Genomic DNA, 12,532 nt, shown 5'->3' with positions numbered 1-12,532 from the left:
GGTAGCATCGGCTGGCCAATACCCAATAGTGAATTAAGCTATGAGGGCTGACCGCCTCCCGGCTCAAGTCGCTTTCAGGACACGTTAAGTCGTCTGTGTGCAATCGCCGCCCCCCGGGAGTGGCAAGCTGTAACGATGCCCCGGACCTGGTGCGCCTAGACACTTGGCCGGAGAGCGAGAATGGTGACTGGATCAGCCACGCGTCCGTGACGTGGCCCGGCACCGCAGCCAAGACTCCGGACGGTCGTCGCGTTGCGGCGGTATCGTTCGAGATGCCGAGGTACGTTTATGCCTGATGAGACGCTTCACCTGCCTCTGATTCATAGCGTGTTGCAGCGCGAAAAGGACACTCCCGGTGCCTTGCTGCCGATTCTCCACGCCATCCAGGAAGGCTGCGGGTACGTTCCCGACGTCGCCGTCCCGGAGATTGCCCATGCCTTGAACCTCAGCCAAGCTGAAGTGCGCGGCGTAATCAGCTTCTACCACGACTTCCGTACCTCGCCGCCGGCGCGCCACACGCTGCGTCTGTGCCGGGCCGAGTCCTGCCAGAGCATGGGGGCCGAGGGCCTGGCTGCGCAGTTGCGTGAGCAATTGGCGCTGGATGACCATGGCACCAGTGCCGATGGCAGCATCAGCCTGCGTCCCGTCTATTGCCTGGGTGCCTGCGTCTGTTCACCTGCTCTGGAACTGGACGGCGAGCTGCATGCACGGTTAACCCCCGAGCGCTTGCGCGAGCTGGTGAAGGGTTGTCTGGAGGAGGGCGCATGCTGAAGCTCTGTATCCCCCGTGATTCAGTGGCCCGTGCCGTGGGGGCGGACAAGGTCGCCGTGGCGCTGGTGAGTGAAGCCGAGCGTCGACAACTGCCGCTTGAACTGCGCCGCACCAGCTCCCGTGGGCTCTATTGGTTGGAGCCAATGCTGGAGCTTGAAACCGCCGAGGGCCGGCTGGGCTTTGGCCCGATCACGCCGCAAGACGTGCCGAGCCTGCTTGATGCCCTTGCAGGAGATCCCGCCAGTCATCCGTTGGCCTTGGGGCTGGTCGAGGAAATCCCGTACCTCAAAAGCCAGCAGCGTCTGCTGTTTGCGCGTGCCGGCATCACTCAACCGCTATCCCTGGACGATTACCGTGCCCAAGGTGGTTTTCTCGGGCTTGCGCGGGCGATCCAGATGGACGGCGCCGACGTGGTCGCCAGCGTGCTCGATTCCGGCCTGCGCGGCCGCGGTGGCGCGGCGTTCCCGGCGGGCATCAAGTGGCGCACCGTTCGAGATGCGGTAGGCGCACAGAAGTATGTGGTGTGTAACGCCGATGAGGGCGACTCCGGCACGTTTGCCGACCGCATGCTGATGGAGGGCGATCCGTTCCTTTTGATCGAAGGCATGATTATCGCGGGCATCGCTGTCGGCGCGACCATGGGCTACATCTACGTGCGTTCGGAATACCCGGACGCGGTAGCCACCCTCAATGCTGCCCTGGGCATCGCTCGCCAGGCGGGTTATCTGGGGACGAACGTGGGCGGCAGCGGTCGCGCGTTCGAGCTGGAAGTCCGGGTGGGCGCGGGGGCTTACATCTGTGGTGAGGAAACCGCCCTGCTGGAATCGCTGGAGGGCAAGCGCGGCACCGTTCGCGCCAAACCGCCATTGCCGGCGCTGCAAGGTTTGTTCGGGCTGCCGACACTGGTCCACAACGTGCTGACTCTGGCCTCGGTGCCCGTGATCCTGGAGAAGGGCGCACAGTTTTACCGTGATTTCGGCATGGGCCGTTCCTTGGGCACGATGCCTTTTCAACTGGCGGGCAACATCCGTCACGGCGGCCTGGTAGAGCGCGCCTTCGGTTTGAGCCTGCGTGAGCTGGTGGAAGGTTATGGGGGCGGTACCGCCAGTGGTCGGCCGCTCAAGGCCGCGCAAGTGGGCGGGCCGTTGGGTGCCTGGGTGCCGCCTTCGCAGTTCGACACGCCGCTGGACTACGAGGCATTCGCCGCCATGGGCGCCATGCTCGGCCACGGTGGTGTGGTGGTTGCCGACGACAGCCTGGACATGGCCCGGATGGCCCGTTTTGCCTTGCAGTTCTGCGCCGAGGAATCCTGCGGCAAGTGCACGCCGTGCCGGATCGGTTCCACCCGTGGCGTGGAAGTGGTGGACCGCTTGATCGCCAGCACCGATGCCGCTGCGCGCCAGGAGCAGGCGCTGCTGCTGCAAGACCTTTGCGACACCATGCAGTACGGCTCGCTCTGCGCCCTGGGTGGGATGACTTCCTTTCCCGTCGGCAGCGCCCTCAAGCATTTTCCCGCCGACTTCGGTCTGGCGACCACGGAGGCCGACCAATGATCAATATCTTCGACCCAAGTAGCGATATCGACCTTGGCACCCCGGAACGTGAAAGCGACGTGCAGGTCAGCCTGACCATTGATGGCCGCGAAATCAGCGTCGCCTCTGGCACCTCGGTGATGCGCGCGGCGGCCATGCTCGGCACCACCATTCCAAAGCTCTGCGCCACCGACAGCCTGGAAGCCTTCGGCTCCTGCCGCATGTGCCTGGTGGAGATCGACGGTATGCGTGGCTACCCGGCCTCCTGCACCACGCCGGTGACACAAGGCATGGTGGTGCGCACCCAAACGTCCAGACTGGCCGATCTGCGGCGCAACGTGATGGAAATGTACATTTCCGATCACCCGCTGGACTGCCTGACGTGCGCCGCCAACGGCAACTGTGAATTGCAGACGGTGGCGGGGCAGGTGGGCCTGCGCGAGGTGCGCTACGGCTACGAGGGTGCCAATCACCTGGCCGAAGCCAAGGACGTCTCCAACCCTTATTTCGAGTATGACCCGAGCAAATGCATCGTCTGTAACCGTTGTGTGCGCGCCTGTGAGGAAATCCAGGGCACGTTTGCCCTGACCATCACCGGACGCGGCTTCGATTCCCGCGTGGCGGCGGCCGGCGGTGACAACTTCCTCGACTCCGAATGCGTCTCCTGCGGCGCCTGTGTCCAGGCCTGCCCGACGGCGACCCTGATCGACAAGAGCGTTGTGGAGATCGGCCAGCCGGAGCGCAGCGTCATCACCACCTGTGCCTATTGCGGTGTAGGCTGCTCCTTCCGCGCCGAAATGAAAGGCGAGCAACTGGTGCGCATGGTCCCGGACAAGAACGGCCAGGCCAACCATGGGCACTCCTGCGTCAAGGGCCGTTTCGCCTGGGGTTACGCCACCCACCCAGACCGCATCACCAAACCGATGATCCGCAAGCACATCAGCGACCCGTGGCAGGAAGTCAGCTGGGAAGAGGCGGTCAACTACGCGGCCAGCGAATTACGGCGTATCCAGCTCAAATACGGGCGCGACTCCATCGGTGGCATCACCTCCAGCCGCTGCACCAACGAAGAAACCTACCTGGTGCAGAAACTGGTGCGCACCGCTTTCGGCAACAACAACGTCGACACGTGCGCCAGGGTCTGCCATTCGCCCACCGGTTATGGCCTCAAGCAGACCTTGGGCGAATCCGCCGGCACCCAGAATTTCGACTCGGTGATGAAGGCCGACGTGATCCTGGTGATGGGCGCCAACCCTACCGACGCTCACCCGGTGTTCGGCTCCCAGCTCAAGCGTCGCTTGCGCCAGGGCGCGCGGCTGATCGTCATCGACCCGCGTCGTATCGATCTGGTGGACTCCCCCCATGCCCGTGCCGAACTGCACTTGCAACTGCGTCCGGGGACCAACGTGGCCATGCTCAATGCGCTGGCCCATGTGATTGTCACTGAGGGGCTGGTCAACCAGCCTTTTGTCGAGGAGCGCTGCGAGGCGGCGGACTTCACCCGGTGGCGCGAGTTCGTCAGTCAGCCGGAAAACTCGCCCGAAGTCCTCGGACCGGTGTGTGGCGTGCCCGCCGAGCAGATCCGCGCCGCCGCGCGGCTGTACGCCAGCGTTGACAATGCCGCTATCTACTACGGCCTCGGTGTCACCGAACACAGTCAGGGCAGCACCTCGGTGATGGGTATCGCCAACCTGGCCATGGTCACCGGCAATATTGGCCGTGAAGGGGTTGGGGTGAATCCGCTGCGCGGGCAGAACAACGTCCAGGGTTCCTGCGACATGGGTTCTTTCCCCCACGAGCTGCCCGGCTATCGGCACATTTCCAACGAAACGGTACGCGCCCAGTTCGAACAGGCCTGGAACGTGACCCTGCAACCCGATCCGGGGCTGCGCATTCCCAATATGTTCGAAGCGGCCCTGGACGGGACCTTCAAGGCGCTTTACTGCCAGGGCGAGGATATCGCCCAGAGCGACCCGAACACCCAGCACGTGACCGCGGCCCTGTCGGCCATGGAATGCGTGGTGGTGCAGGATATCTTCCTCAACGAGACGGCCAAGTTCGCCCATGTGTTCCTGCCGGGCAGCTCGTTCCTTGAGAAGGACGGCACCTTCACCAACGCCGAGCGCCGCATTTCCCGCGTGCGCAAGGTGATGGAACCGCTGGCCGGTAAGGCCGACTGGGAAGCCACCGTGGCCCTGGCCGATGCCTTGGGCTACAAGATGCACTACAACCATCCTTCGCAGATCATGGACGAGATCGCTCGCCTGACCCCCACCTTCAGCCGCGTCAGCTACGCCGAACTGGATCGTCACGGCAGCCTGCAATGGCCGTGTAACGACGCCGCGCCCGACGGCACGCCGACCATGCACATCGAGCAGTTCGTGCGTGGCAAGGGACGCTTCATGCTCACCGGCTATGTACCCACCGAGGAGAAGGTCAACAGCCGTTATCCGTTGCTACTGACCACCGGGCGGATCCTTAGCCAGTACAACGTCGGCGCCCAGACCCGACGCACCGACAACGTGGCCTGGCACGAGGAAGACCGGCTGGAAATTCATCCGACTGACGCCGAAAACCGCGGTATCGTCGAGGGCGACTGGGTCGGTATCGGCAGTCGCGCCGGGCAGACCGTGCTGCGTGCGAAAGTCACCGAGCGGGTGGCGCCAGGGGTGGTCTACACCACCTTCCACTTCCCCGAATCGGGCGCCAACGTCATCACCACCGACAACTCCGACTGGGCCACCAACTGCCCGGAATACAAAGTGACGGCGGTCGAGATCGTGCGGGTCAGCCAGCCTTCCGAATGGCAGAAGCGCTACCAGGCCTTCAGTGATGAACAGGGACGTCTGCTCAGAGAGCGTCGCCATGCCGAGAAAGCCGAGGTGCGGCGATGAGTTCCGAAAGCCTGATCAAGATGGCCAACCAGATCGCGCAGTACTTCGCCAGTGAACCGGATCACGCACAGGCGGTGAACGGCGTGCGCCAACACATGAAGAACTTCTGGACGCCGGCCATGCGTCGCCAGTTGAGTGCTTGGCAAACCGAGCATCCAGGCGCAGTACTGCATCCTTTGGTGCTGGCGGCACTGACGGAAACGACAGAGGGGGCGGTCTAGCGGGGCCTGCGATGGCGGGAACGGGCACAGCCCTGGCCGGTTCATCGTCGAAGACGTATGACAAAACCGATCAGGGCTGTGGTCAACTCAGGGATCTGTCAGTTGACAGTGATGTAGGGGTCCCAGCTGTAGTTCGGACCAATCTGGTTCAGGTTCCGGTCCAGCAGAACGAAGGTAACGGTGTACCAGAGTTTTCCTGCGTTCAGGGCCGTGGACTGCCAGAAGGTGTAGGTCACGTCAGTTTTGGCGATGCCGTGGGGGGCGCCCTTGTCCAGGTACGGCACCGGGATATTCGGGATGTTGTAGGAGATCGGGGTCGACATGGAACCTGGGTAATCACCGCCCTGGTGAGGATTGCCTTGCTGGACGTTGGTGATCAGTGCGACGCGGTCGAAGTTGCGCGACAGGGTCGTTGCGCGCCAGCGGATGTTGTCGCCGGGGTTCACGTCGATCCACAACTCGTCGCCACCTTCGCCGGTGTTGCCGCTGGCTTGCTTGTCGACCGCATCGCGGCTCACCAGCATGGCCACTGCGCCGCCGACATCGCCAGGATGGGCGATCAGGTAATCGGCATCAATCGTGACAAGCACATCAATTGTTTGGGTCGCTCCAGACATTTTGTTGCTCCTTGATCGTAGTGACATCGACGACCGCGCCCTCAAAGGGCGTCCGGGCCACCCGGTCCCTGGGTGCGGTCTCGGGGGGAACGATAGAAGACGGCTTTATGGAGTCAAATTTCGATTTCTTGACGCTGAAAAAGCGCAGCGAAGCGCGACGGCGGCATGTCCTTGATTCGGTTCCGAACCGGACATTTTCGTAAGATGCATCGGGTGAAATTCTGGCGGCATGCGTAGGTGAAGGCGCACAGCGCATGTCTGTCTTTGCCTTCAATGCCGCCACGGACACGCCGCAGGAATTGGTCAGCCGCCGTGCTCGGTCCTGCGGCTGCTGACTTCCGCCGGTACGTCATCCCCGGCCATGCGTTTGCGAAACAACGCGGCGCGGGCCAGCAACAGGGTGGTCACCGGTACCGTGATGGACAGCAGGATCGGTATCAGCCAGGCATGCAGAACCGGCGCGGACTTGAGCGCTGAAAAATAGATGATCGAGGCCAGCGCCACGCACCAGGCGCCCAATGTCGAAGCCAGGGCCGGCGGGTGCATGCGCTGGAAATAATCCTTCAAACGCACCAGGCCGATCGCTCCGGCCAGGGCGAACAGGCTGCTGAGCACCAGCAGGATCGCCACGGGAATTTCGACCCACATCGACAGTTCGCTGCTCATTCAATCACCTCGCCGCGCAACAGGAACTTGGCCAGGGCGAACGAGCCGACAAAGCCGAACAGGGCGATCATCAGCGCCGCCTCGAAATAGGTGTCACTGGCGTAACGAATGCCCAGCACCAGCATCATCAGCATCGCCACGATGTACAGATAGTCCAGGGCCAGTACCCGGTCTTGCGCTGACGGTCCCTTGAACAGACGCAGCAAGGTCAGCACCATCGTCAGGGAGAACAGGAACAGGCTCAACAGGATCGCGTTGGACAGCAATGGGCTCATTCGAAAATCTCCATCAGCGGCCGCTCGAAGGTGGTCTTGAAGTGCGTAATGAATGCCGCTTCGTCTTCCAGATCGAACACGTGCAGTAGCAGGACGCTGCGATCCAGGGCCAGTTCCGACCAGACCGTGCCGGGAATTACCGTGGTGATCATCGACAGCGCCGCCAGGCCATTGGCATCGTGCAGGTCCAGCGGCACCTTGATGAACCGCGAGCGAGGTGGGCGGTGTCCAGCGTTGATCACACTCCAGGCCACGGCCAGATTGGACACCAGCACTTCGCGACCCACCAGCAGGAACAACCGCAGCACTGCCCAGGGCCGCCGAATATGGATGGGCCTGGGGCGCAACGGGCGCATCATTAAAGGTGCCAGCACGCCCAGTGCCGCTCCCAGCAGCAGATGCCCTGCACTGAGGGACAGGTTCAACAGCAGCCAGAGCAACCAGAGTGCCAGGGACAACCACGGAGCAGGAAACAGACGTTTCATGGTTGCACCTCTGTCAGTGCGCTGTCCGCTTTCGGGCCGGGGACGGGGCGGGTAGCGAGCACCGACATCACATAATGTTCGGGGGTGTTCAGCCCGGCGGCCGCCTCCTGGGTGTAGCGCAGCAGTGGCTCGGCCTTGAGGGTCAGCGCGATGCCCAACCCCAGCAGCACGATGATCGGCAGGCATTCGGAAGGTCGCAACAAGGGGGACGGTCGTTCTTGCGGCGTCCAGAAACGCTGGATACCCAGGCGCGAGAAAGCGATCAACGACGCCAGCCCCGACAGGATCAACAGCGCCAACAAGCCCCACGCCTGGTTCGACACCGGTTCCACACTGTCCCCAAACCCCTGAGGATTGAGCAATGCGCTCATGAGCCCCAGCTTGCCGATGAACCCCGAAAGTGGCGGCATGCCCACCACCAACAGCGTGCAGGCGATGAAACTCAAGCCGAGGAAGGCCATGGTCCAGGGAATGACTTGCCCGATGACGGCTTTCTGTTCGTCATCGAGGTTGATGCCCTTGGGCGGTTGCAAGGATTCCAGTGGCCGAGGCAGGACATCGAGATCGTCCTCCAGCGACGGTTCATTGGCCGAGCGCGAGCGTTCGATCAGCTCGGCCAGCAAGAACAACGCACAGAGTGCCAGGGTCGAGCTCACCAGATAAAACAGCGCCGCACCCACCAGGTTTGGCTGGGCAAAGCCGATGGCCGACAACAGGATTCCGGCGGACACCAGGATACTCAGGCTGGCCATGCGCTCCAGGCGCTGGGCCGCAAGAATGGCGATGGCGGCACAGATGATCGTCGCCATGCCGCCGTAGATCAGCCAGTCGCCGCCGAAATATGCCGAGGCACCGGCCTGGCCGGAGAACAGCAACGTCCACAGGCGCAGGATCGTGTAGACGCCCACCTTGGTCATGATCGCGAACAGGGCCGCCACCGGCGCACTGGCGGCGCTGTAGGCCGGCACCAGCCAGAAGTTCAGCGGCCACATGCCGGCCTTGGCCAGGAACGCCACCGCCAGGATGCCCGCCCCGGCGTGCAGCAAGCCCCGGTCGGCTTCCGGTACCAGGGGCACCTTCAACGCCAGGTCAGCCATGTTCAACGTGCCGGTGACGCCATAGATCAGCGCCGCGCCGATCAGGAACAGCGAGGAGGCCAGCAGGTTGATGGAAATGTAGTGCAACCCCGACGACACCCGCGCCCGGCCCGAGCCGTGCAGCATCAAACCGTACGACGCTGCCAGCAGCACCTCGAAGAACACAAACAGATTGAACAGATCCGCGGTCAGGAAGGCCCCGTAGAGGCCCATCAACTGGATCTGGAACAGCGCATGGAAACTCGCGCCGGCGCGATCCCAGCGGGCTGTGGCGAACAGCAAGGCACTGACGCCGATGATGCCGGTCAACACCAGCATCAACGCCGACAGACGATCGACCACCAATACGATGCCGAACGGCGCCTGCCAGTTGCCCGGCAGGTACACGCCGATGGAGGCGGGCAGGGCCTGGTCCTGGGTCCAATGCAACAACAGCATGGCGATGCCCAGGCCCAGCAGGCTGGAAAACAGATTGATCCGCGCTTTGAGCGGGCGATGCTTCTCGCCCAGCATGAGCATCAGCGCAGCGGTCAAAAGCGGCAGCAGGATCGGCGCGGCGATCAAATGAGGCGTCAACGTCATTCCTTGGGCTCCCGACCGTCCACATGGTCCGTGCCGGTCAAGCCCCGGGAGGCCAGCAGGACCACCAGGAACAGCGCGGTCATGGCGAAGCTGATCACAATCGCAGTGAGAACCAGCGCCTGGGGCAGCGGGTCGGTGTAATGCAGCAGGTCCTGGGGTATGCCGTCCTTGATGATCGGTTCCTTGCCGATGAACAGGCTGCCCATGCTGAAGATGAACAGATTGACGCCATAGGACAGCAGGCACAGGCCCATGACCACTTGGAACGTCCGTGGCCGCAGCACCAGCCAGACCCCGGAGGCGGCCAGCACGCCGATTGCTATTGCGATGACTTCTTCCATCAGGCCGCGCCTCCCGCTACCGGTTGTGCAATGGGTTTTGGATGCAGGCCAGGCTTGTGGGCCCGCACCGACTGGTGAGCCAGAGCGGTGAGAATCAACAGGGTCGAACCGACCACCACGGCGTAGACGCCGATGTCGAAGAACAGCGCGCTGGCCAAATGAATATCACCCAGCACCGGCAACTCGAAATGCCAGGTGTGGGTGGTCAGGAATGGATAACCCACGGCCATCGCTCCAAGCCCCGTGACCGTGGCGAACAACAGCCCCGTGCCCATCCAGCGCAGCGGACGCAGGCTCATCTGCGCTTCGACCCATTGGGTGCCGGCGACCATGTATTGCAGGATGAACGCCACCGACATCACCAGCCCGGCCACAAAACCGCCGCCGGGTTGATTGTGACCGCGCATGAACAGGTAGAACGACACCACCAGGGAGATCGGCAGCAGCAAACGCACCAGCACCGACGGCACCATCATGAACCCCAGCGCGGTATCACTGGCGTGGCGCGGGTTGACCAGATCGGTGACCACATCGGGTGCCAGCAGACGCTGTTGGGCCGGTAGCTGCATGCTTTCCTTGGGTGGCCGGAAACGTCGCAGCAGGGCGAAGACCGCCAGAGCCACCGCCACCAGCACCGTGACCTCGCCAAGGGTGTCGAAGCCACGGAAATCCACCAGCATCACGTTCACCACGTTGCTGCCGCCGCCCTCGGGCAAGGCCCGGCTCAGGTAAAACGATGAAATATCGTTGGGTGTCTGGCGGGTCAGCATTGCGTAGGACAGCAGCGCCATGCCGCCACCCACGGCGATGGACAGCAGCAAGTCCCGCAGACGACGGATGCGTGCGCGTCGTTCGCTGTTGGGTCGCGGCGCTGCATCCTCGATCCGCCGGGGCAACCAGCGCAGGCCCAGCAGGATCAGCACGGTGGTGACCACTTCCACGGCCAGTTGCGTCAGGGCCAGATCGGGGGCCGAGAACCAGACGAAGGTCACGCAGGTCATCAGGCCGCAGACGCTGACCATGGTCAGGGCCGCGAGCCGGTGATATTTGGCTTGCCAAGCCGCGCCCAGGGCGCAGGCAATTGCCAGCAGCCACAGGGTCACGAATACGATGGAGCCAGGGATCTTCGGCCGGTCACCCCACACCAGCGTGCTGTTGAGCATCGGGATCAGCCCGGCCAGTACGGCGGCCAGCACCAGCCAGAACAGCTGCGCTTGCAGGCGCCGGGTGCTGATCTTGCGCTCCAGCCGTCGGCCCTGGCGCATCATCAGCACCAAGCAGCGCTCGAACAGCCGCTTGCCGCTGAATCGGCCGATGAACGGTGGATGCTTGATGTGGCCCAGTTTGAACTGATTGCGCAGCAGCAGATAAAGCACGATGCCGCCGGACATCGCCACCAGGCTCATGATCATCGGCGCGTTCAGGCCATGCCAGATCGCCAGGCTGTACTCGGGCAACGGGCCGCCCACCACCGGCAATGCGGCGGCGGCCAGCAACGAGCCGACCACCTGGGCCGGGAAAATGCCCACCAGCAGACAGGCGAACACCAGCAACTCCACCGGTGCTCGCATCCAGCGTGGCGGTTCATGGGGGGTATGGGGCAGGTCGGTGGCCGGGGGGCCGAAGAACACGTCCACGGTAAAGCGCAGGGAGTAGGCGACGCTGAAAGTCCCGGCAATGGTGGCGATGATGGGTAGCGCCAGCTCGACCCAGGCCGTGGCGGAGATAAACACGGTTTCGGCGAAGAACATTTCCTTGGACAGGAACCCGTTGAGCAGCGGCACCCCGGCCATCGCCGCGCTGGCGACCATGGCCAGGGTGGCGGTGAACGGAATCAGCCGCACCAGGCCGCTGAGCCTTCGAATATCGCGGGTGCCGCTTTCGTGGTCGATGATCCCGGCGGCCATGAACAGCGAGGCTTTGAAGGTGGCGTGGTTAAGAATATGAAACACCGCCGCCACCGCCGCCAGCGGACTGTTGAGGCCCAGCAGCAGGGTGATCAACCCCAGATGGCTGATGGTGGAGTAGGCCAGCAGGCCCTTGAGATCGTTCTGAAACATCGCGCAGTAGGCGCCCAGCAACAACGTACAGGCCCCGGCGCCGCCGACGATGTAGAACCATTGTTCACTGCCCGACAGCGACGGCCACAACCGCGCCAGCAGGAATACACCGGCCTTGACCATGGTGGCCGAATGCAGATACGCCGATACCGGAGTGGGCGCGGCCATGGCATGGGGAAGCCAGAAGTGGAAAGGGAACTGCGCGCTTTTGCTCAGCGCGCCGATCAGGATCAGCGGCAGCAGGATGGGGTAGAGGGCGTGGTCACGGATCAGGTTGCCGGCAGCCAGGACCTTGTCCAGGTCATAGCTGCCCACCACATGGCCGAGGATCATCACGCCGGCCAACAGGCACAGCCCGCCGGCCCCGGTCACCATCAAGGCCATGTAGGCTCCGCGTCGGGCATCGGCGCGGTGGTGCCAATAGCCGATCAGCAGGAATGAGAACAGGCTGGTCAGTTCCCAGAAAAACACCATCTGGATCAGGTTGCCGGAAATCACCAGGCCAAGCATGGCGCCCATGAAGGCCAGGAAAAACGCAAAGAAACGCGGCACCGGATCGTCCGGCGACATGTAGTAGCGGGCATACAGCGACACCAGCGTGCCGATGCCCAGCACCAGCATCGCGAACAGCCAGGCGAAACCGTCCAGGCGCAGCACGACATTCAGGCCCAGGCTCGGTAGCCAGAAATACTCCTCACGAATCACACCGCCGTCGGCGATCTGCGGGTACAGCAAAGCCACCTGAACGGTGCCGACCAAGGCCACGAGGCCTGCCAGCAAGGATTCGGCGTTACGGGCGTTATGCGGCAGCAGCGCCGCGACACAGCTGCCGATGAAGGGCAAAAGCAATAGAACTATCAGTGACATAGGCTTCTATTCGGCGGGAGTTTGTCAGGGATCATACGTGGCGAGCGTCCGATCACCAACCGCCAGCCTGTCGCAGAATCCTACAAGGCCAGTGGAGTTTTCCTATTTTGCGTGGGGTAGGAGC

11 protein-coding genes are annotated in these 12,532 nt (G+C 63.1%); 4 read left to right on the top strand and 7 right to left on the bottom strand.

All coding sequences use genetic code 11. The features are described from left to right. Window positions 1–288: 288 nt before the first annotated feature. The 4 genes from GKKCFE_RS12945 to GKKCFE_RS12930 are packed head-to-tail and all read left to right on the top strand — an operon-like array spanning window position 289 to window position 5,418. Window positions 289–771, top strand: coding sequence for a formate dehydrogenase subunit gamma (locus GKKCFE_RS12945; protein ID WP_445577951.1), 483 nt, complete (start codon window positions 289–291; stop codon window positions 769–771). Further along, window positions 765–2,324 (top strand): formate dehydrogenase beta subunit, encoded by a 1,560-nt coding sequence (locus GKKCFE_RS12940; protein ID WP_139049911.1) that lies wholly within the window; start codon window positions 765–767, stop codon window positions 2,322–2,324. The genes GKKCFE_RS12945 and GKKCFE_RS12940 overlap by 7 nt, the downstream gene beginning before the upstream one ends. Then, window positions 2,321–5,197 carry a formate dehydrogenase subunit alpha gene (gene fdhF / locus GKKCFE_RS12935; protein ID WP_445577950.1) on the top strand — a complete coding sequence of 959 codons (2,877 nt, stop codon included), beginning with the start codon at window positions 2,321–2,323 and terminating at the stop codon, window positions 5,195–5,197. The genes GKKCFE_RS12940 and fdhF overlap by 4 nt, the downstream gene beginning before the upstream one ends. Next, the gene (locus GKKCFE_RS12930; RefSeq protein ID WP_076384381.1) at window positions 5,194–5,418 is read left to right on the top strand and encodes a formate dehydrogenase subunit delta; all 225 of its coding nucleotides are present in this window, start codon (window positions 5,194–5,196) and stop codon (window positions 5,416–5,418) included. Before fdhF ends, GKKCFE_RS12930 begins: the two co-directional genes overlap by 4 nt. 98 nt (window positions 5,419–5,516) lie before the next feature. On the opposite strand, the gene GKKCFE_RS12925 is transcribed toward GKKCFE_RS12930, so the two are convergent. From GKKCFE_RS12925 to GKKCFE_RS12895, 7 genes are all read right to left on the bottom strand, one after another. Then, window positions 5,517–6,035, bottom strand: coding sequence for an AidA/PixA family protein (locus GKKCFE_RS12925; RefSeq protein ID WP_047225715.1), 519 nt, complete (start codon window positions 6,033–6,035; stop codon window positions 5,517–5,519). A gap of 303 nt (window positions 6,036–6,338) precedes the next feature. Then, window positions 6,339–6,701 carry a Na+/H+ antiporter subunit G gene (locus GKKCFE_RS12920; RefSeq protein WP_445577949.1) on the bottom strand — a complete coding sequence of 121 codons (363 nt, stop codon included), beginning with the start codon at window positions 6,699–6,701 and terminating at the stop codon, window positions 6,339–6,341. After that, window positions 6,698–6,976: a K+/H+ antiporter subunit F gene (locus GKKCFE_RS12915; RefSeq protein ID WP_047225717.1), complete on the bottom strand. Its 279-nt coding sequence runs from the start codon at window positions 6,974–6,976 to the stop codon at window positions 6,698–6,700. Before GKKCFE_RS12915 ends, GKKCFE_RS12920 begins: the two co-directional genes overlap by 4 nt. Next, the gene (locus GKKCFE_RS12910) at window positions 6,973–7,461 is read right to left on the bottom strand and encodes a Na+/H+ antiporter subunit E (RefSeq protein WP_139049914.1); all 489 of its coding nucleotides are present in this window, start codon (window positions 7,459–7,461) and stop codon (window positions 6,973–6,975) included. The genes GKKCFE_RS12915 and GKKCFE_RS12910 overlap by 4 nt, the downstream gene beginning before the upstream one ends. Next, entirely contained in the window at window positions 7,458–9,140 is a 1,683-nt protein-coding gene (locus GKKCFE_RS12905; protein ID WP_445577948.1) for a monovalent cation/H+ antiporter subunit D, read from the bottom strand. The genes GKKCFE_RS12910 and GKKCFE_RS12905 overlap by 4 nt, the downstream gene beginning before the upstream one ends. Further along, complete coding sequence (locus GKKCFE_RS12900; protein ID WP_047225720.1) at window positions 9,137–9,481, bottom strand: Na+/H+ antiporter subunit C; 345 nt, start codon at window positions 9,479–9,481, stop codon at window positions 9,137–9,139. Before GKKCFE_RS12900 ends, GKKCFE_RS12905 begins: the two co-directional genes overlap by 4 nt. Next, window positions 9,481–12,408, bottom strand: a complete 2,928-nt coding sequence (locus GKKCFE_RS12895) for a monovalent cation/H+ antiporter subunit A (protein ID WP_322833942.1) — start codon at window positions 12,406–12,408, stop codon at window positions 9,481–9,483. The genes GKKCFE_RS12900 and GKKCFE_RS12895 overlap by 1 nt, the downstream gene beginning before the upstream one ends. Window positions 12,409–12,532 lie beyond the last annotated feature (124 nt).

The sequence above is a fragment of the Pseudomonas sp. E141 genome (genome assembly GCF_052659885.1).
This window is presented reverse-complemented; position numbering and strand designations above follow the sequence as displayed.

Coding starts and splice junctions, on each gene's coding strand:
- GKKCFE_RS12945 (WP_445577951.1), top strand. CDS start 289: ATGCCTGATGAGACGCTTCACCTGCCTCTGATTCATAGCGTGTTGCAG.
- GKKCFE_RS12940 (WP_139049911.1), top strand. CDS start 765: ATGCTGAAGCTCTGTATCCCCCGTGATTCAGTGGCCCGTGCCGTGGGG.
- fdhF (WP_445577950.1), top strand. CDS start 2,321: ATGATCAATATCTTCGACCCAAGTAGCGATATCGACCTTGGCACCCCG.
- GKKCFE_RS12930 (WP_076384381.1), top strand. CDS start 5,194: ATGAGTTCCGAAAGCCTGATCAAGATGGCCAACCAGATCGCGCAGTAC.
- GKKCFE_RS12925 (WP_047225715.1), bottom strand. CDS start 6,035: ATGTCTGGAGCGACCCAAACAATTGATGTGCTTGTCACGATTGATGCC.
- GKKCFE_RS12920 (WP_445577949.1), bottom strand. CDS start 6,701: ATGAGCAGCGAACTGTCGATGTGGGTCGAAATTCCCGTGGCGATCCTG.
- GKKCFE_RS12915 (WP_047225717.1), bottom strand. CDS start 6,976: ATGAGCCCATTGCTGTCCAACGCGATCCTGTTGAGCCTGTTCCTGTTC.
- GKKCFE_RS12910 (WP_139049914.1), bottom strand. CDS start 7,461: ATGAAACGTCTGTTTCCTGCTCCGTGGTTGTCCCTGGCACTCTGGTTG.
- GKKCFE_RS12905 (WP_445577948.1), bottom strand. CDS start 9,140: ATGACGTTGACGCCTCATTTGATCGCCGCGCCGATCCTGCTGCCGCTT.
- GKKCFE_RS12900 (WP_047225720.1), bottom strand. CDS start 9,481: ATGGAAGAAGTCATCGCAATAGCAATCGGCGTGCTGGCCGCCTCCGGG.
- GKKCFE_RS12895 (WP_322833942.1), bottom strand. CDS start 12,408: ATGTCACTGATAGTTCTATTGCTTTTGCCCTTCATCGGCAGCTGTGTC.